Source organism: Vibrio aquimaris (genome assembly GCF_009363415.1).
In the GTDB taxonomy this organism is placed as follows: Bacteria; Pseudomonadota; Gammaproteobacteria; order Enterobacterales; family Vibrionaceae; genus Vibrio; species Vibrio aquimaris.
In genome coordinates, this window is sequence record NZ_CP045351.1 from 828,398 (window position 1) to 846,989 (window position 18,592).

Annotated in this window: 17 protein-coding genes, 2 pseudogenes and 1 riboswitch; of the genes and pseudogenes, 10 read left to right on the forward strand and 9 right to left on the reverse strand. The window is 42.3% G+C overall.

Translation table 11 applies throughout. The features are described 5' to 3' along the window. From FIV01_RS18090 to FIV01_RS20640, 5 genes are all read left to right on the forward strand, one after another. On the forward strand, window positions 1–618 hold the full coding sequence (locus FIV01_RS18090) for a cbb3-type cytochrome c oxidase subunit II (protein WP_152432355.1): 618 nt from the start codon (window positions 1–3) through the stop codon (window positions 616–618). Next, on the forward strand, window positions 618–2,084 hold the full coding sequence (locus FIV01_RS18095) for a c-type cytochrome (protein ID WP_152432356.1): 1,467 nt from the start codon (window positions 618–620) through the stop codon (window positions 2,082–2,084). Before FIV01_RS18090 ends, FIV01_RS18095 begins: the two co-directional genes overlap by 1 nt. 32 nt (window positions 2,085–2,116) lie before the next feature. After that, on the forward strand, window positions 2,117–3,370 hold the full coding sequence (locus FIV01_RS18100; RefSeq protein WP_152432357.1) for a molybdopterin-dependent oxidoreductase: 1,254 nt from the start codon (window positions 2,117–2,119) through the stop codon (window positions 3,368–3,370). A gap of 1 nt (window position 3,371) precedes the next feature. Continuing rightward, complete coding sequence (locus tag FIV01_RS18105) at window positions 3,372–3,962, forward strand: hypothetical protein (RefSeq protein ID WP_152432358.1); 591 nt, start codon at window positions 3,372–3,374, stop codon at window positions 3,960–3,962. A 103-nt stretch (window positions 3,963–4,065) separates the two neighbouring features. After that, on the forward strand, window positions 4,066–4,203 hold the full coding sequence (locus FIV01_RS20640) for a hypothetical protein (protein ID WP_172971852.1): 138 nt from the start codon (window positions 4,066–4,068) through the stop codon (window positions 4,201–4,203). 62 nt (window positions 4,204–4,265) lie between these two features. Here the strand turns inward: FIV01_RS20640 and FIV01_RS18110 are convergent. From FIV01_RS18110 to FIV01_RS18125, 4 genes and pseudogenes are all read right to left on the reverse strand, one after another. Beyond that, window positions 4,266–5,114, reverse strand: a pseudogene (locus tag FIV01_RS18110) (helix-turn-helix domain-containing protein). Window positions 5,115–5,251: 137 nt separating this feature from the next. Then, complete coding sequence (locus tag FIV01_RS18115) at window positions 5,252–6,640, reverse strand: SLC13 family permease (RefSeq protein WP_152432359.1); 1,389 nt, start codon at window positions 6,638–6,640, stop codon at window positions 5,252–5,254. 177 nt (window positions 6,641–6,817) lie between these two features. Beyond that, the gene (locus FIV01_RS18120) at window positions 6,818–7,204 is read right to left on the reverse strand and encodes an MAPEG family protein (RefSeq protein ID WP_152432360.1); all 387 of its coding nucleotides are present in this window, start codon (window positions 7,202–7,204) and stop codon (window positions 6,818–6,820) included. A gap of 27 nt (window positions 7,205–7,231) precedes the next feature. Next, on the reverse strand, window positions 7,232–7,525 hold the full coding sequence (locus tag FIV01_RS18125) for an ArsR/SmtB family transcription factor (RefSeq protein ID WP_114785311.1): 294 nt from the start codon (window positions 7,523–7,525) through the stop codon (window positions 7,232–7,234). A gap of 187 nt (window positions 7,526–7,712) precedes the next feature. Here FIV01_RS18125 and FIV01_RS18130 point away from each other — a divergent pair, with 187 nt between their 5' ends. Both FIV01_RS18130 and FIV01_RS18135 read left to right on the forward strand, forming a co-directional pair. After that, a complete protein-coding gene (locus FIV01_RS18130) occupies window positions 7,713–7,844 on the forward strand; it encodes an entericidin EcnAB (protein WP_114785310.1) in 132 nt (43 codons plus the stop codon). Between the two features lie 395 nt (window positions 7,845–8,239). Then, window positions 8,240–9,833: pseudogene (locus FIV01_RS18135) on the forward strand (IS1634 family transposase). A gap of 211 nt (window positions 9,834–10,044) precedes the next feature. On the opposite strand, the gene FIV01_RS18140 reads toward FIV01_RS18135, so the two are convergent. Beyond that, window positions 10,045–10,785: a substrate-binding periplasmic protein gene (locus FIV01_RS18140; protein ID WP_152432361.1), complete on the reverse strand. Its 741-nt coding sequence runs from the start codon at window positions 10,783–10,785 to the stop codon at window positions 10,045–10,047. Between the two features lie 437 nt (window positions 10,786–11,222). On the opposite strand from FIV01_RS18140, the gene FIV01_RS18145 reads away from it, so the two are divergent. Next, entirely contained in the window at window positions 11,223–11,513 is a 291-nt protein-coding gene (locus FIV01_RS18145; RefSeq protein ID WP_152432362.1) for a hypothetical protein, read from the forward strand. Between the two features lie 61 nt (window positions 11,514–11,574). Here the strand turns inward: FIV01_RS18145 and FIV01_RS18150 are convergent, their stop codons facing one another. After that, window positions 11,575–12,321: a phosphatase PAP2 family protein gene (locus FIV01_RS18150; protein WP_152432363.1), complete on the reverse strand. Its 747-nt coding sequence runs from the start codon at window positions 12,319–12,321 to the stop codon at window positions 11,575–11,577. A 207-nt stretch (window positions 12,322–12,528) separates the two neighbouring features. Then, window positions 12,529–13,359 carry a bifunctional hydroxymethylpyrimidine kinase/phosphomethylpyrimidine kinase gene (thiD, locus tag FIV01_RS18155; RefSeq protein ID WP_152432364.1) on the reverse strand — a complete coding sequence of 277 codons (831 nt, stop codon included), beginning with the start codon at window positions 13,357–13,359 and terminating at the stop codon, window positions 12,529–12,531. Between the two features lie 94 nt (window positions 13,360–13,453). Continuing rightward, a riboswitch (TPP riboswitch) is annotated at window positions 13,454–13,568 on the reverse strand. A gap of 125 nt (window positions 13,569–13,693) precedes the next feature. Between thiD and FIV01_RS18160 the strand changes: the two genes are divergently transcribed. Continuing rightward, on the forward strand, window positions 13,694–14,524 hold the full coding sequence (locus FIV01_RS18160) for an HDOD domain-containing protein (protein ID WP_152432365.1): 831 nt from the start codon (window positions 13,694–13,696) through the stop codon (window positions 14,522–14,524). A 7-nt stretch (window positions 14,525–14,531) separates the two neighbouring features. Here the strand turns inward: FIV01_RS18160 and FIV01_RS18165 are convergent, their stop codons facing one another. Continuing rightward, complete coding sequence (locus FIV01_RS18165; protein ID WP_172971873.1) at window positions 14,532–14,993, reverse strand: VCBS domain-containing protein; 462 nt, start codon at window positions 14,991–14,993, stop codon at window positions 14,532–14,534. A gap of 280 nt (window positions 14,994–15,273) precedes the next feature. On the opposite strand from FIV01_RS18165, the gene FIV01_RS18170 reads away from it, so the two are divergent. Then, complete coding sequence (locus FIV01_RS18170) at window positions 15,274–16,377, forward strand: DSD1 family PLP-dependent enzyme (RefSeq protein ID WP_152432367.1); 1,104 nt, start codon at window positions 15,274–15,276, stop codon at window positions 16,375–16,377. Between the two features lie 94 nt (window positions 16,378–16,471). On the opposite strand, the gene FIV01_RS18175 is transcribed toward FIV01_RS18170, so the two are convergent. Continuing rightward, complete coding sequence (locus FIV01_RS18175; RefSeq protein ID WP_152432368.1) at window positions 16,472–18,349, reverse strand: PhoX family protein; 1,878 nt, start codon at window positions 18,347–18,349, stop codon at window positions 16,472–16,474. Between the last annotated feature and the right edge of the window lie 243 nt (window positions 18,350–18,592).

The window sequence follows — 18,592 nt, forward strand, 5'->3', positions numbered from 1 at the left end:
ATGGAAAATTCAATATCTAAATCTTTATTCGCGTTCATTACGATTACAACGATCGTCGTTATGTTTTCCTTTTTTGTATGGGTTTTTCCGAGCTTCTTCTATAACAACGAACTAGCTAAGAAAACAACAGCGCAACCATACGCGGCACTGCAACTCGCGGGACGTGATGTATATATGGCTCAAGGGTGTGTGTCGTGTCATACGCAAATGGTTCGAAATATTGAAGCTGAAAGAAAGCGTTATGGTCGACCAAACAAAATGGAAGATGATGTGTATGAGTTCACTTTCCTTTGGAGTTCTCAGCGCACCGGACCTGACTTAACCAATATTGGGTTAAAGTATACACCTGACTGGCATAAGCAGCACTTAATTAACCCACAGTCAGTAGTACCGAACTCAATTATGCCGCAATACCCTTGGTTGTTTGAGAAGCCGTTGAATTCAGATCATGTTGTCGCGGCGATGGAAGCAATGAAAAAACTGGGTGTACCATACACCGACAATCAGATAGCTAAGGCCAAAGATGAAGTGAAAGGTAAAACGGAAGGAGAGGCTTTAGTGTCATATCTGATGAGTTTAGGGGTAGATACGCACAATGACGTTGGAGGGCTACAGTAATGGAATGGAGTCAAACGTTATCAACAATTTTGTCGATTATCTTCTTCTTTATCATGATTGCGGTTATTTACGCGCAATTTCGTAAACGTAAAAGTGCAGATAAAGACAAAACGCTAGAAGAGTTCGATGGAATTATCGAGAAAGATGCGCCGATACCAAGAATTCTGTTTATCGGCTACTTTCTTGGCTTTGCTGGTGCCATTGTTTATGTATTACTATTTCCGGGTCTTGCGACTTGGGGAGGCTTTCTAAACTGGCAACCTAAAGACGATGCGTATGTCGGTTCTCCCGTCAATCTGGATGCAAAAGTAGATAGCTTGGTCGTTGGCAAAACAGATAAGCAAGTGTTCGAAGCATTGATTGCTGAAGAAGATATCGTGAGCAACGGTAAAGCGCTATTCGGCGAAAACTGTGGTGCGTGTCATGGCCAATCGGGAGATGGTCAACATAACTTCCCAGTTCTATCAGATGATGACTGGTTGTATGGTGGCTCACCGATGGATATCTATACAACGATTCATAGTGGCCGAGAGGGGCGTATGCCAGCATGGCATGATGTGCTTACGGAAGATGAAATCGATTCCCTTACCGATTATGTATTTAACTTGAATAGTAGCGAGTTTGTGGTCAACGAGAGCTTCGATAACAACTGTAGTTCTTGTCATGGTAAAGGTGCGAAGGGAAATCAAGGTGTCGGTGCTCCAAATCTAACTGATGACATATGGCTGCATGGCGGCAGTAAAGAAGACATTAGAAAGAACATTGCTCAGGGTATTGATAACCAAATGCCAGACTTTGGTGAAAGATTGACTCGCAACCAGATTATGTCTCTTACTACTTACATTATGTCGCTACAGACGGATGCAGACATACTGATCGCAAGCAACGATGACGATAGTTATCTACTGTCTAGAAACGAGCAGCCTCTACCGTCAAGCGTGTCAGTGTGTACCAGTTGTCATGGTAAAGACGGTAACAGTGTTGTCCCAGGTGCTCCTAACTTAGCCGGTCTGAAGTTTGAGTACATTTATAATCAAATCCATCTGTTTGATAACGGAAACAGAGACAATGCGACCATGAAAGGGATGGTTACGCATCTTAGTGCTCAAGATAGAGTGTTGGTTGCTAAGTACTATGCATCGTTAACTCTGCCAGAGCTAGAGAACCAACGCCCTGAGGTTCCAGAAAATGGTGTGATAAAGGATCCGACTGAGCGAATGGTCTATCAGGGGGACTGGAAACGAGCCATTCCAGCTTGTACGACTTGTCACGGTGAGAAACTAGAAGGTAGTGCTTCATTCCCTAGATTAGCAGGGCAGTCTTCAGAGTATCTGGTTGAGCAGTTCAACAACTGGCGCTCAGGAGCGAGAAAAGGCGATCAGGGTGAGATGATGTATAACGTCGCGAAAAAACTGTCATCTAAAGAAATTGAAGACCTCTCGAAGTATCTATCAAAGCTTAAATAGCAACCGTGAATTAGCGTAGGAGATGAATTAGCATGAAAATGAATAAACTGCGGAGAGAGGTTGTAAAAGCCTGTGGGTTACTATCACTAACCTCGACTTCATTTACATCGATAGCAAAGACATTTGTGGAAAATGGTGTTCAGTATTCTGATGGTGAAGGCGTCACTTTTGCCGCGGGACCGAAACCGATATTAAGTTCTTTTCCACAAAAAAAAGATATGGTGATTGTTCATACAAGACCACCACACTTAGAAACCCCGTTTGAAGTTTTTAATGATGGATTACTGACGCCTAATGATAGATTCTTCGTTCGATATCACTTAGCGGATTTACCAACGTTTATTGATACGGATACTTACACAATCAAAATCTCTGGTTTGGTTGATAAGGAAATTAACTTGAGCCTAGCGGAACTCAAGTCTATTGAGGGTCAGCAAGAAATCATCGCGGTTCAGCAGTGTACTGGTAATAGCCGCGGTTATTCTTCACCTAGAGTATTCGGTGCTCAGTTGGGGAATGGTGCAATGGGCAATGCGAAGTTTAAAGGCGTCCCTCTGAAAAATGTTTTAGCAAAAGCAAGCATTAAGCCAGAAGCAATGAGTGTTGTTATTGATGGTATCGACAAGCCTGTACGCTCAACAACACCAGACTTTTTGAAATCACTACCGTTACAGCATGTAGACACTGGTGAGCCAATGCTGGTTTGGGAAATGAATGGCGAGCCGTTACCATTTTTGAACGGGTTCCCTGTGAAGTTGATTGTTCCGGGGTGGTTCGCTACATACTGGGTTAAGCATGTCAATCATTTGGAACTTATTGAAGGTGAATTTGATACGTTCGATTCGTTCTTCATGTCAGAAGGCTATCGATTGCCTGACAACGACTGTAAATGTGAAACACCTGATAATCGCGCGACTAAAACTAAGCCTGTAACCACGTTCCCTATTCGAAGTTTCATAACGAGTGTACTGAATGGTGATTCTGTACAAGCAGGAAAAGAGATTACCTTGAAGGGGATCGCATTCGACAGCGGCAGTGGCATCAAGAAAGTCGAAGTCTCTTTTGACGGTGGTCGAAAGTGGATCGGTACCACATTGGGGCAGGACTTAGGCCGCTTTTCTTACCGCGGATGGTCGCTAAGACATACTTTCAATGAAAAAGGAAGAACGTTACTTATGGTTAGAGCGGTAGCGAATAGTGGTGAAAAACAGCCTACAAAAGCGACATGGAACCATGGTGGCTACAACCGGAATGTCATTGAACGAACAGATATTAAGGTGGTTTAGTATGAAAGTTCTGATTGGCCTTTGCGTATTGTTTAGTGCATTTGCTCATGCTGAATTTAACTCCATCACGTTACCTGCGGATACGACTAAGCTGAAACCGTCAGATTTACCTGGGTATGAGTTAGCGAGATCAAAATGTCACCTTTGTCACTCTATGGACTATGTATTTTATCAACCTCCACGTCAGGGCTTTGATGAATGGACCAAAGAGATGATTAAGATGAGAAATGCCTACGGAGCTCCGATTAGCTTAGAGGAAGCGAAATATATCGCTGCTTATCTTGCTGTAGCTTATGGTTCTGCAAAAGAAGACGACCCTGAAATTGCTGAGCTGACGAAGTCATATAATCGTAAGAAGGTCTATAAGTATCAAAACTTAGATGTGAAAGAACTTATGGATTCGAACGAGTGTATTGTTTGCGATGTTGATGACAAAACGTTGTTAGATATTAAGCACAAGTACGAAGGAAAACCTGACGCCGTTGATAGACTCGGTCATGCTATTAAGACTGGTAAGGTTAATGGCCATGCGCCACCGTTTAATCGAAACGAGTCAGAGGCCATTGCCGATTATATTCTTAACCTTGAATAAAGATTAGGCAGGCATTGGTAAAGCGGGGATCTATGCTGATTTCTGGTGTATGTTGCGGTGTAATCTGTTGCTCCCCAGAACGATTAACAGAAAGGTACACCGCATGACTGATAATACTGTTGTTTCACTAAATACACCACAAGACCTGCTTACAGAACTGATACGCCAAGAGGCTAGAGATTTGATTGCAGAACAAAGCAGCTACGCTACAATTGGGCACGTGATAGATTTAAGGGTATAATTAGGTGTACTAATTCAGACCTGATCTGACAGTTACCCGCTTTTCTATCGGTGACTGTCAGTTTAGATTTGAGCTAAATTCTTTTCTGCCCAAATCGATTTTCCATCAAGCAATGTTTCAAGTGGTGTTCTACCGCAGCACATTTTCCCCTGATGAGTTCGGTCATTGTTGTAATAAATTATCCATTCGTCCAGATCTTTTTGTAATTCCTCTAGCGAGCCATACAATCTCTTACGGAACGTAATCTGATAGAACTCCTGTAATATCGTCTTATGGAAGCGCTCGCAGATGCCATTTGTTTGCGGTGACATCGCTTTTGTTTTTGTATGATCGATATCGTTTATTGCAAGATATAGTTGATAATCATGGTGTTCTACTTTACCGCAATACTCGGTACCACGGTCAGTTAGAATACGTAACATTGGTAGTTCATGCTGCTCAAAGTAAGGCAGGACCTCATCATTCTTTTTCTTTTCAAGTGCAGCTACCTGAGCATCAGTGAGAATAATGCCCTCGCTAGCCACTTTATCTTCTAACGCTTTGAGTCGTTTTTTGAAGTTTTCTAAGTTGTGACGTAGCTAGATGGAACGAACTCCACTGGCTGACACAAACACACCTTGCTTGCGAAGTTCGTTGCTTGTTCTGACTTGCCCGTGGGCTGGGTATTCAATAGCGTAAGCCATTACTGCTTTTTCGGTTTGCTCATCGACTCGATTCTTAAGATTTGGAACTCGACGAGACTTATCGATTAGTGCATCAATCCCGCCTTCTTCAGCTAGCTCTTGATAACGATAAAACGTATCTCGTGATACACCCATGACTTTACAAGCTCTAGAAACGTTACCCAGTTCTTCTGCTAAATTGAGTAAACCTGCTTTGTGTTTGATAATTGGATTGTTAGTATGAAGCATGAGAGTTACCTCTTTGTTGGTTTTGATTTAAGATTCAGCACCTTTATCAAAACGGGTAACTCTAAAGTTTGCGACAGAACCAACTTCATACTATGACACTAAGAAATCCGATCAGGATGGAAAAATGATTCTGTGTATCAGACCCATAAAATGGTTGCTATCAGTGTAAGTAGAAGTACACAAACCAGATTAAGAATAAAACCAACCCGCATCATCTCACTCTGTTTGATATGACCAGAGCCAAACACAATTGCATTAGGTGGTGTCGCCACTGGAAGCATAAATGCACAAGAAGCCGCAACCGCTATCAATACGGATAGTACAATCGGTGATAACCCGAACGCTTCAGCAACACTGGCAAAAATTGGGATAAGCAAAGCAGCACTAGCAGTATTACTCGCAAATTCAGTAAGAAACACGACAAAAGCTGCAATGATAGCGACAACAACAACAATACCCATCTGTGAAATCAGCTCGCTCAGTTCATTGGCAAGAAAAACACTGGTTCCGGTAGCTTTGAGCACGTTACTCAAGCAAATACCACCACCAAACAGTAGTAATACCCCCCAATCCGCTGTTCTCTCGATATCTTTCCAATGGACAACACGAGCAAAGTTAACCGCAATAACCGCACCTAAAGCCACAATAGTATCGAACTTAGCATAACCACCCACCATAGCGTTAATTGGCTTACTAAAAATCCATAGACACACTGTCAATGCGAAAATTGCCAAGGTGACCACCTTTCCTTTATCCCACTCGACAGGCGCATGGTCCAATTCGAACTCACCTGACAAATTAGGCTTTAATACATAAAACAATACTGCGATAGCAATCGGTAAAAGTAACAACGAAGTTGGTAAACCAAAACTCATCCAATCGGTAAAACTCAGACCGACTTCTGCCGCTGCTATGGCGTTTGGTGGGCTACCTACAACAGTCGCAATTCCGCCAATACTCGCGCTATACGCCGTACCCAACAAAACAAACACATAGGTTTTATGACCGCTTTGAGAATTCACCTTACTCAGCACGCCTAAAACTAGCGGCAACATCATGGCCGTTGTCGCTGTGTTACTGATCCACATAGACAGCCCTGCCGTAACCCCAAAAAGCATAAAAACAGCTGTGCTCAGCTTACCCCTAGCGATGACTAACACTTTATCTGCAATGACCTTATCTAATCCCTGGCGATGCATTGCCGCTGCAAGTGCAAAGCCCCCTAGAAACAAAAAGATAATCGAATTTGAGAAATTATTTAGTGCAGTCTGGGTATCAAAAATACCAAATAAGACAGCCAAAATTGGAACGAGAATTGCGGTAACAGTGACATGTAGCGCTTCGGTTAACCAAAGAATACCAATAAACGTGAGCATACTCAGGCCTAATACGACTTGAGGCTCAAAAGGTAAAGTGAAGTATAGAGTGATAAACAAGGCAACATTAGCAAGAACAATAAGGCTGTTACGATTAAACAACCACTCACTGGTATTGGTAGGCAAAGGGACGTCATCGTTTCGATTCATTTATAATATTTCCTCATCAGGATCAGGCAGTACACCAAATGATCCCATATAAAGTGAGGAAAAGAGTTTTTTTGTTATAAAAACGTTAACTGTCTCAAAACATAAAACCAGTAAAGAACAATAATGGGAGGTTTAGAAAAACCAAAGCAAACTACAAACTGCGTTCGCTCAGCACCTCTACCATAACTGACTGTATGGCAAGTACACCATATTGAGCACCATCAGTAGCACCATAGACAGAAAAGTAAGTTTCATACCTTGAATTCGACCTTTTAAATGTTCTGCCAAAATAGCCCTAGCGTGTATTATCCGGCCCACAAAAAACAAAATACCGATGGCATGAATCATCCACGAACTAGCACCATTATACTCAACCAAAATTAATAAAATTAAAGTGATTGGAATGTAATCAACTGCATTACCGTGCGCGCTCCGAGCCACTTGCAGCGCACTGACACCACCATCTGCATAAGCGACTTTAGCGCTACGACGCTGTTTGATAACTTGAAACGAAAGCCAGATCATTAATCCAGCTAATATCGAAGCATAAAAAGCTGAAATCATGCATTTCTCCTATATGAACGGGGGTTGTTAACAAGATTCATTGATGCAGCATTCAGCCTGAAGAAAACAAATTACCTCAGAGAGATTTTGGTACTCGGCCACACAATAGAGTATTCGCCCCTCTCGTCGCTGGGTAATCAACTTTGCCGAGGCTAGGCTCGAAATATGATGAGAAAGAGTCGAGCCGGGAATTTCTAGCATATCTTGGATAGTACCGACAGATACGCCTTTCTTACCCGCTTTGACAACACATTTATAAATCGATAAGCGAGTAGGGTGTCCAAGCTCTTTAAGCGCCTTTGCCACTTCCTCAAGTTTCATTCATTGCTCCTAAACACAAGCATTTCTACAACAGTCGAAGTATAAACCGATTTCAGTTAACACAGCTAGATTATTCACTTTCTTGATGCATATGACTCACACTGGAGCACAAAGCAAGAGCAAAAACCTGTTTAGCCACATTATTTTTGATACAGTTAACAACAATCAATCTAACTGAGGACAAAACATGAGAATTGCATTTATCGCTCTGATATTACTAATTGCTGGCTGCTCCAATACGTGGCAAGGAGTAAAAGATGACTCATCTAAAGTATGGGAAGACACCAAGCAAGCGATCCATGAAGCGACAGAAGACTAACCTCGGCCATATTACCTTCATCTCATGGTTGTCTATGACCTCTTTTTCATAATTTTTAGACTGTTAGTGTGTAGCCTTGCTTAGCTGAGAGGCTTTTGACCATTCTTATAGGCTGATCTCAGGGGTACTGGGATCAGCCTATAAGAATGGTCCCCCAACGCTAAACTATAGCTCAATGTTGGGCATTGGCATTCCATTGCTACTAGCTTCAGTTTGTGTTGACGCAATGTTTAAAGCCCTATTAGTTATTTACAGGGCTTTATCCTTCATTCCGCAGCCAATTTCAGAATTAACACAATGTGAACCAGTGAACGTTTACAAATATTAGTGCCGCAGACCTCTTGACCGCGATCCCCAGTTTTGATCTATTACTGTTATTTAACGGTCACTTTATTATGTCTGCAGCTCAACCTGTCATTAAACGCCTAGACCACTTAGGGCTCATCGCTGCTTTCTGTCATGAAATTGGTTTACCTAGCATTATTGATCGCATCATTCCTAAGTACTCGGATCACAACGTTTCACATGGCGATGCAGTCTTGGCGATGATTCTCAATGGCCTTGGCTTTCACAGTAGAACGCTGCATATGTTCTCTGACTTCTTCGAGACAAAGCCTGTTGCCAAGTTGTTCGCTAAAGACATTGAAGCACACCATTTAACTGACGATGTACTCGGACGTACTTTAGATGCTTTATATGAAGCAGATGTCTCCGCACTTTATCAAGCGATTGCAGAGCATGTCGTTGATAAGCTAGGACTTAAAACAGACTCTGTCCACCTTGATATCACTAGCTTCCATGTCGATGGTGAATACGCCCAAGACGAAGATCTTAATGCCATTAAACTGGTAAAAGGCTACAGCCGATACCACCGTCCAGAGCTAAATCAAGTGGTCCTTGAGCTGATTTGTGAAAACCAAGCAGGCCTACCTGTTTACATGCAAGCGCTTAGTGGCAACACCAACGATGCTAAGGCATTCTCAGAGGTCACTAAACGACATATTCATTGCCTAAAGGCAGCTCAAAACAGTCGCTACTTCACCGCCGATGCCGCTCTATACACCGAAGAAAGCATTCGTTCACTGGATGAGCAACAACAGAAGTTTATTACGCGTGTTCCAATGACCATTAAGTCAGCCAAAGAAGCCTTAATGAATCTTGAGTCAGAGCAGTTGAGCCCTATCGGCAATGGCTACTCGGGTTGCTGGGTTGACGCTGATTATGGCTCGGTATCTCAGAAGTGGCTGTTGATTCATAGTGAATAAGCAACCAAGCGAGAAAAAGTAACGTTCTATAAGAACTTAGACAAAAATATCATCAAAGAGAAGAGAGCGCTGAGCCAACTAATGAAAAAGAAGTTTGCTTGCGCAGTGGATGCCGAGAAAGCAATGGGCGACTTCGCCAGCCAGTGTCATCTGCTTGGCTTTGCACAATCAACCATCGTTAAAGAGCCAATCTATTCAGGTCGTGGTCGGCCGAAGAAAGACGAAAAGCCAACGGGATACCACTATTTGATAGATGCTACGCCTTATACCGATCTAGAAAAAGTAAAACTGGCCAAGCTTAAAGTGGGGGTGTTTATTCTCGCCACTAACGATACTGACGGCGTCGATCTCACAATGGCTGCATTGCTTGAGCATTACAAGTCTCAGCAAAAGGTTGAGCGCGGATTTCGCTTTTTGAAAAGCCCTGAGTTCTTAACATCATCAATTTTCCTGAAGAAACCTCAGCGAATCGAGGCACTACTGATGATCATGACGCTTAGTCTACTCGTTTACGCAAGCTTAGAGCACAAAATCCGAGAGAGTCTCACTACGACCGAGGAATTCTTTCCTAACATGGTAAAGAACAAGACGACAACTAAACCGACAGCACGTTGGGTATTCTTAAAATTCGAAGGTATCGACACACTCGAATTTGGCGGTCAAAGCTTCACAACGGCGGCTGCTTAAGCTTCTTGGTGTACTGTATGAAGCGGTTTATTCCTAAATTGACTGCGGAATCTCGGATATAATCTAGCTCTCTTGTTCGCAACACTGAAATCATTGAATATACCACACGTTTGCTGGCAGTAGCATGGTAGTTTTCCGTGCGACCACTCCTAGTCAATAAGGAAGTTATTTAGGAATCGCAAAACCTTCACGTCGGGAGAATCTATCCAAAGCTAGTTTATCAACTTATCAGGTAATTTAAGTTACTGTTAATTCAAAAAATTATCGACAATTTTTTTATATGAGCCATCGTTACGCATACTTTTTAACGCCGCCTCAGCCCTGTCCCTATAAGATTTATTAGTGAAACCTATATAATAATCCGATGTTCCTGGAAAAATAGGATGATAAGTAAATTGAAAGTCTACATTTGATAAGTCGTCATTATCTTTGATTGCTTTTTTGGTTAGGTATCTGAATATAGACTTATCGATAATGATAACTTGTACTCTACCATGTAAAAATAATAGTACCTGCCTTATCGAACGAGAGTATTCCTTATATTTTCTGTTATCTGACATAAGAGATTGAAGCCCTAAAACATTTCCTGCGTTGTGCCAAGCAGCCACACTTTTATCCAACAGGTCAGAGACAGAGTTAATAGTAAGGTTATCTTTTGACATCGAAATTGCGATGTTCTGGTAACCACTAAACACCGATGTGTAATATAAACTAGGGTTATTGGTTTTTGGAACAGTAATAGCTGCATCAACACTGTTATTTTGGTAAGCCACTATTAACCTCTTGTTGTTCATGCATCTTTCACTCATATCTTGGAAGCCTGCGCGAGAAAAGAGTTCTCTAGCTAAGCGTATCTCGACTCCATCACTACATGAATTATTAACGAATGGAGGCCTCTTTTGCCCATAACCTATTTTAAGGGATTCTGCCTTTGCATAGAAAGGAACAAAAGTCACACTATATATCATAATTAATAGTAGATTTTTCACTAATATTTCCCCCAAATTTTTATAAAACTACAATGATATTTCGTTATAAAAGCAAAAAAAATCAATGTTAATTGTCATTAATATAGATTATGAGAATACAGTAAGGAATTCATAACTCCAACAGGTGCTCGCATCCGGTTCAAAACTGCGCGACATTAAAATGATTAGATGGGGTTTACCGCAGCCTACTATTAAATGATGTGATGTCGCGAGCATGGGAGGACATACACCAACTCCAACATCAACCGCAAGGGAAAGTATCGGTAACCGCACCTGTCGTTCATGCGATCAATGCAATCGAAAAAAGACTGAAATCCGTGACGGAATTTTGAACACCTGTTTAACCAAGATCAAGCTTCGAGATTATTTGTGACCACACACGAAACACTGTCCTACAATTGAAAAACTCATCAATAAATTGCTAGGGGGAATTAACGATGATTTCAACATTCAGAGACTACGAACTACAAGATAAAAATCACTTTCATGCACATATAGAGGTAAACCCGACTGGGCTACTAGATGTTGATATTATTGAGAACAAAGAACATCACCAAACAGAGCTTTGCAACGTAAGCTTTGAAAAACTAGCAGGCAAGACACGCTTAAAAGGCAAGGAAGCACAAAACCAGTGGCAACTCGATCTTGATGACAAGGACGCGATAGAGCTGTACCTCCTCATATCGAAAGCTAATGAAGAGTACGAGACACTAATGCGAGATCTATAACGTAAAGTGTAACTGTTGGGAAGCGTTGTATTTTTCCTGACAGTTTCTTTCTCCCAGACCTCTATCCCAATTTCGCTTTAAGGCACCAGCTCAGAATTTTATCACTCAAGCGTTCCAACTTGTCAGCAAACAGGTAGATCAACAAAACAAAAACCACAGAGCCTAAAAGATCTATCGGCCTGTGCATTCCAAACCATAATCGACTGTATGCAACTCCCATGGCCCAAGCACTTATTGCCAGAGTGAGCAAGTAACGACCATTTCGGAGAAATATATTACCAAAAAATGCCAAACAAACAGCAGCGAAAATAGTGTGTCCTGATGGAAATGAGTAGTCTCTCTCTCCCTGCCATTGAGACGTTCTCCAACCACTCACTATCCCCCCCATCTCTGCTATCACCTCATTTTTCTGCAACGAGCTCAGGTTATAGAAATGTGAAGGCTGGGGGATCAAAAGATTTTGAGTCAAAACTTCAGTGTATGGCCTAGGAATTTCAGTCAGCTGTTTAAGGGCCGACTTACAACCAAAGCCTAGAACAAGTATCAACCCTAGGTGCACTATTTTTTTTACCCGCTCGGAACGTGTTGGAATGAGTTTCCAAGAAATAGCTAACATAACGATAAGTGAAATAACAAACCCTTTGGGGCCCGCAGAAAACGTTAGGACAGTTGCGCTAAAACCTACAGGGACTGACACAGAGCTGAGTAAATCAATATCATTAACAAAGACACTTAGCGCCATTATTCCAAGAAAAAATAAGATCAGAAGTGTCACATAATATTGATTGCTAGATAAAGAATGCTTCACCACCTATACTCCGCATCGAAATCTTGAAGAGGCAAAATATTAATCGATGCACTAGGGACAATTTATCAGATCAATGTCAAATCAGTGAAAGTTCGCGCTAACATGTTAAAGCCATCACACAGTAGCATTATATTACTCAATAACTTAGAACCAATAGCCTGTTGCTGCTGAGCCAGTTCCTAGATGAACACTAAGGGTAACCGCATATCAACGAACATTGGTATGACCATCAAAAAAGTGATGAACAGGCCCTCTTCCCTGCCCAACATTAAGCAATTCGGCATGAGCAATGGCTTGCGTGATATACTGTTTTGCCAAATATATAGCTTTATGTAATCGATAACCCTGAGCCAAATAAGACGCAATAGCAGAAGATAGTGTACACCCTGTACCATGTGTATTTCGGGTTGAATGACGTCGCGAATGCAACCACTCCGTACGATTAGGTAGGATCAGTAAATCGGAACTATTTGGTGAAGATTCCATATGTCCGCCTTTTAAAAGCACAGCCTCACACTCAAGTTGGCGCAATGGCTCGATCATACTCTCTACCTGGTGTGTATCCTTAGGCTCACCTTTTCCAATAAGCACTGCTCCCTCTGGCAAGTTAGGGGTAACTAAATCGGCCATCGGCAGCAATTCCTCTCTTAATGTACTAATTGAAGAATCTTCTGTAAGTAATTGTCCGCTGGTCGAAACCATCACAGGATCAACGACTAAGTATTGGGGTTGATGTTGCTTAAGTTTATCCACAACTAACTTGATTACGCTTGAGTCCACAAGCATTCCTACTTTAACAGCGGCAACATCAAGATCACTAAATACCGCATCTAGCTGACGTTCAATGAGCTGAAGTGGTGTCGGATGAATAGCAGAAACACCAAGTGTATTTTGAGCAGTAATCGCCGTAATAACAGAACAAGCATAACTACCAGTTGCGGAAATGGCTTTAATATCAGCCTGAATACCAGCGCCTCCACTACTATCAGAACCCGCAATGGTTAATACGACTGGAGGGATGAGGTCTTGGTTTGGCATAATAGCTCCTTGTACTGGAAGTAAAGAAACGCTTTGCCAATCACTGCCACTCAACACAATATAAGCGAGCAAAGTGAGAACAGGTGCCGCTTACGCACCCGTGCAAATAGTTCCCTACGCCAGTATTAACTGAATCAGGTTCGACGGGTCCCGCAATGCGATCTCAGCTTATAATGCACCAGTCCATATAAGCTCCCCGACTATTTAAATCCAATGCTAGCAAGAAATCGAGTTCTCTAACACCCCAAACTTTATTGTGCCAACGTACGCTTCAGGCATCACACCAACATGCTATCCTATAGTAATGGCTCTCATAGGCTCAGAGGTTTTATACATGGCGCAAGAAGCTCTTTTATCTCGGATCAACGAACTGCCTCGCATTCAAAAAGTACTTCAAGATTTGCTTAACATGGTGAATGAAGATGAAGTGGATTTCGAGCAACTCTCAAAAAAAATATCAACTGATCAGGTGCTTAGCGCAAGGCTTTTGCGTATGGCTAACTCTGCACACTTTGGTGGGAATACGCCCGTCTCTTCCGTTCATCAAGCACTATTACGTGTGGGAACAGGACCGATAAGAACATTAGTCGTTGCCTCTGTACTATCGAGTGCCTTTCCTAAAGTGGAAACATTAGATCTCAACCAATACTGGATAGATACTTTTGAAGTGTCTGTCATCGCGAGTAAAATTGCTGAGCAAATGAAAGCGGACCCTCACGAAGTTTTTACTACGGGCATCCTGCATAATATCGGCGAGCTCATGATTCACACATTAGTACCTGAGGCCGCTGTACAAATAGCAACCCGAGCACAAAATGGAGAAGACGCCATATCTGTCCAAGAAGAATTGCTAAATATCAGCGCCCCAGCATTAGGTGCGAAATTAGCTAAATCATGGCACTTCCCTGCGCCTATGGTAGATGCTATCGCAAACTTCCATGAACCAAGAGACGCTGAATTATCTCCTCAAATGGCCACAACCATTCACTTGGCGCGCACTATAAATAGAGATTGGGATGAACTCATAACCGATGAGTCTAAAATGAGATACATCAATGAACATCCAGATTCTAGGCTTCTACAAATACCTGCTGACTTTGCAGCGACAATAGACAAGTTTCGTGGAAGTGGCCGTGAGTTGGCGGCACAACTCAATGCCGCCTAATCAGATCTCAAAGCGAGAACGCAGAGGTTTCCGTTGTTACTTTATCAACCATAGCGCCGCCTTGACTCCCAATCAGAGTCAAAAAAACTGTGAATTGCTGGCCTTGCTCGGTGCAAACAGAAAACTGCTCCATTTTCTTCTCACCAGGTTTTAGAAATTGCATCTTGATGTTATACACTGAGTAGCACCAGCGGCCATGACAATCTACGGTCAGAGAGCCTAATGTATCTTTCTCTGCAATCACACTGTCCGTATCAAACTTGGTATAAGGACAGACTTGGTCCGGAAGCTCAAACACGCCTGAATCAACCAGCAATGGAAAGCCGTTACTTTGGGAACGATCATGATCATCATGCTTTGCGTCATATTTCTCTGCTTCAGGGTGATGTGACCTGTTGTCAGCAAACATACGTAGGCTAAAGATGTTGACACTACGGTGGCCAGCCTGAGAATTAAGGGAATGAGCCATAACCGCCTCCTGTGATTCAAAATGCATGAATAGTCTCAATAACGCAAGCGGTGTGCCATAAATCAATCCATCATAATTTCGGAAAAGCTATTACTGTTCAAATAGATAGCTAATATGGCATTATTAACACAATCTCGCTTTCAAAATGAGTCGCAAAACAAAATAAGGTTATTAATATGTTAACGGTAATAAAGGGCGATAGTTTAATATTAGGCAAAACCATGCCATAACAACAAATCCTATGTTCCCCAAAATGCGATAAAATAAGAAATATCAGACTATGAAACTAGAAAACCTTGATACACCAGCCTTGTTCATTGACATAGACACTGTCGAGAACAACCTGACAGAAATGCAACGTAGAATTGATCATCTTGGCTTAACACTCAGACCTCATACTAAGGCACATAAAATCCCTCAGCTAGCACGAAAACAGATTGATTTCGGTGCAAAAGGAATATGTACTTCTAAACTCGGTGAAGCTGAAATCATGCTCGAAGGGGGTATTGAAGACATTCTTATCACCACGCCTATTGCAGGGGATAACAAAGTACAGCGTCTAATTAAGCTCCATACTCAATACCCTAAAGCAAAGCTATATCAAGTTATCGACCACCCTTTGCACGTTGAGAGTATTGCTAAATTAGCCAAGCAGTCGCAAGTAGAAGTCAACCTTTTAATCGAGGTCGAAAGTGGCCAACAACGATGTGGTGTCGTGGTTGGTCAAGACTTATTAGCTCTGATTGAGAAAATCGTCGACACTCAAGGAGTAAATTACTCGGGCATACAAGCATACAGTGGTCACTTGCAACTTATTAAAGGTTTCGAAGAAAGACAAAAACAAGCACGAACAGCCGTTACCGATCTATTTGACTACATAGAAACTGAACTCAAACCACGTAACCTAACACCCCAAATTATCAGCGGGGGTGGTACTGGTACTTATCAGGCCTATCAAGGTTTGCATTACACTGAGATACAAGCTGGATCGTATCTGTTTATGGATGCTTCATATACCAAGATCGGAGACGAGCAAAATCAGGATGCTAACCGGCAGTTTGTCCCAGCTCTAAAAGTACTTAGCACAGTGATAAGCCACCCAACACCAAACCGCGCCGTCATTGACGCTGGAATGAAATCACTTTCAATCGATCTAGGGATGCCGACTGTCGATACTAGGCAGGATATCACCTATCAGTGTGGTGGTGACGAACATGGCATACTGCATATCGACTCACACCAAACACTCAATATAGGTCAAACTTTAACGCTAACCCCTAGCCATTGTGACACCACTTTAAACAACTTTGACTATTTGCATGTTGTCAAAAATGGACAAGTAGTGGATACATGGAAAATTTCTGGTCGAGGACGCTCAGATTAGCGCGAACCTAAGGTTTTTAGTTGTTTTACAACCAAGAAAAAAAGGAGCATCACTGCTCCTTGTTTTCTTGGTTTGCCAAAATACGCGAGCGTGATTACGCCCCAATCACACCGCCATCATTACGGGTAATCGCCATGATAGTTGACCTCGGTTTACTGTTGCCACCAGCAGGGAAATGAGACGGAGCTCCGCTGTCTCCCGGATGCTGTACGCCTACGAACATGGTTTTATAATCTTCAGAGAAGGTCAAACCTGTGATTTCACACGCTATAGGTCCTGTTAAAAAGCGACGTACTTCACCTGTCATAGGGTCACCACAAAGCATTTGGTTATTGCCCTGCCCAGCAAAATCCCCTTTGTTCGAATAGTCGCCATCAGTTTGAATCCACAAGCGGCCTGCCTTATCAAAACCGATACCATCAGGACTATTGAACATATTACCTGTGTTAATATTGTCACTTCCTGCATACAAATTACCTTTATGCACACTTGGATTACCAGCGATGAGATAAAGATCCCAGGTAAATGTCTTAGCTGTATGATCGCCGTTTGATGGTGCCCAGCGAACAATCTGTCCATAGTGGTTCTTTTTACGCGGGTTAGGTCCTCCGACAGGCTGTCCTTCTTTGACACCTCGATGTTTATTATTGGTCAGGGTACAAAAGACAAATTTCTTATCAGGGTGAACGGCAACCCATTCAGGGCGATCCATGGTTGTTGCTCCGACATGGGTGGCCGCTCGGCGAGCAAATGTAACCACTTCCGCTTGGTCACCGAAACCATTGGTTTTATCCAAACCATTTTTCCCAAAGGTCAACTCTAACCATTGTCCATGACCTTTTAGTTCGTCATCATCCATACCGAACTTAGCAACATACAAAGTTCCTTCTTCCAATAAATTTCTGTTGTGTTTGTTATTGCCTTGCTGATATTTATTCTTGGACACAAATTTATAAAGATGCTCTCCACGCTCATCATCTCCCATATATACAACGACATGACCATCATCATTGACCACGACTACTGCATTCTCATGCTTGAAACGACCAAGAGCCGTTCTCTTTAGAGGAGTCGATGTCGGATCATGGGGATCGATTTCGACTATCCAGCCAAAACGATGTGGCTCATTAGGGTTCAATGAAACATCAAAACGCTCGTCGGTATTGTGCCACTGCCATTCACTCTGCTGTGCCGAAATGCCATAGCGTTTATGATCATCAGATAATTCCACTTTTTTAACGCTGCCAAAGTAACCGTCAAAGTTCTCTTCACAAGTAAGGTAAGTCCCCCACGGGGTTTGTCCGTTGGCGCAATTTGCAAACGTTCCAAGCGGCTTAGTGCCAGAGGGATCCATTTTAGTCTTCATCAAACGGTGTCCGGCCGCAGGTCCGGTTAATCTCATTTCAGTATTTGCGGTAATTCGGCGGTTGCGCGTGCCATTTTTGTCTAGCTGCCATTTACCACCTGATGATGTAATCTCAAATACCGTCACTCCATGTGCCGCTTGAGCCTTAACCACATCATCAGCCGTCATTGACTGACCGCCATGATCAAATAAGTATTCATAGTTGGTATACTCATTATTAACCGCAATGACTGCCCTATCTTTGCTGATAGGAAATAAGCTCATACCATCATTATTGTCACCAAACTGCTTTAATTGTGCTTTAGACCTTTGCTTTCCACTTGGATCAAACGCAGGGGAGTCGGCGAAAAGAGGGTCCCCCCAGGAAACCAAAGGTGTTGCTTTGTAACCTTTGGGGACAATGAAAGTGTCGCTTGTAGAGGCAGGAACAGCATCAAAGTTCAGTAATACGCTTTTCTTGTTATCTGCAAACACTTTAGCAATTGGGTTAAGGGATAAAAAAGCGCCTGCTCCAACAGCAGCCGTTCCAGTTAAAAAACGCCGACGAGATAATCTCGCATCTACCATTTGACTGAATTGAGACTCTTGCTCTTCTTGGTTTTTCATTGCTGACTCCTTGTGTGTTTTTTTAATATTGGGAGAGGATAGACCGCAAAAATGACAACAAAGTTAAACTATTGTTTCTTCTGTAAGGAATACGCAATCAGGCGAGGTGAGCTTTACATTACAGTTCCATGAAAATGAGTTTAACTTCACTTTCATTAAATAAAACTTAGTATTTAAGGACAAACTAAACCTGGAATTCTGGCGATCTTTTCTATCGGTTACTACATTAAATTTGTTCACTAA

Coding starts and splice junctions, on each gene's coding strand:
- FIV01_RS18165 (WP_172971873.1), bottom strand. CDS start 14,993: ATGGCTCATTCCCTTAATTCTCAGGCTGGCCACCGTAGTGTCAACATC.
- FIV01_RS18175 (WP_152432368.1), bottom strand. CDS start 18,349: ATGAAAAACCAAGAAGAGCAAGAGTCTCAATTCAGTCAAATGGTAGAT.
- FIV01_RS18120 (WP_152432360.1), bottom strand. CDS start 7,204: ATGATTTCAGCTTTTTATGCTTCGATATTAGCTGGATTAATGATCTGG.
- FIV01_RS18105 (WP_152432358.1), top strand. CDS start 3,372: ATGAAAGTTCTGATTGGCCTTTGCGTATTGTTTAGTGCATTTGCTCAT.
- FIV01_RS18125 (WP_114785311.1), bottom strand. CDS start 7,525: ATGAAACTTGAGGAAGTGGCAAAGGCGCTTAAAGAGCTTGGACACCCT.
- FIV01_RS18115 (WP_152432359.1), bottom strand. CDS start 6,640: ATGAATCGAAACGATGACGTCCCTTTGCCTACCAATACCAGTGAGTGG.
- FIV01_RS18130 (WP_114785310.1), top strand. CDS start 7,713: ATGAGAATTGCATTTATCGCTCTGATATTACTAATTGCTGGCTGCTCC.
- FIV01_RS18145 (WP_152432362.1), top strand. CDS start 11,223: ATGATTTCAACATTCAGAGACTACGAACTACAAGATAAAAATCACTTT.
- FIV01_RS18160 (WP_152432365.1), top strand. CDS start 13,694: ATGGCGCAAGAAGCTCTTTTATCTCGGATCAACGAACTGCCTCGCATT.
- FIV01_RS18100 (WP_152432357.1), top strand. CDS start 2,117: ATGAAAATGAATAAACTGCGGAGAGAGGTTGTAAAAGCCTGTGGGTTA.
- FIV01_RS18095 (WP_152432356.1), top strand. CDS start 618: ATGGAATGGAGTCAAACGTTATCAACAATTTTGTCGATTATCTTCTTC.
- thiD (WP_152432364.1), bottom strand. CDS start 13,359: ATGCCAAACCAAGACCTCATCCCTCCAGTCGTATTAACCATTGCGGGT.
- FIV01_RS20640 (WP_172971852.1), top strand. CDS start 4,066: ATGACTGATAATACTGTTGTTTCACTAAATACACCACAAGACCTGCTT.
- FIV01_RS18170 (WP_152432367.1), top strand. CDS start 15,274: ATGAAACTAGAAAACCTTGATACACCAGCCTTGTTCATTGACATAGAC.
- FIV01_RS18090 (WP_152432355.1), top strand. CDS start 1: ATGGAAAATTCAATATCTAAATCTTTATTCGCGTTCATTACGATTACA.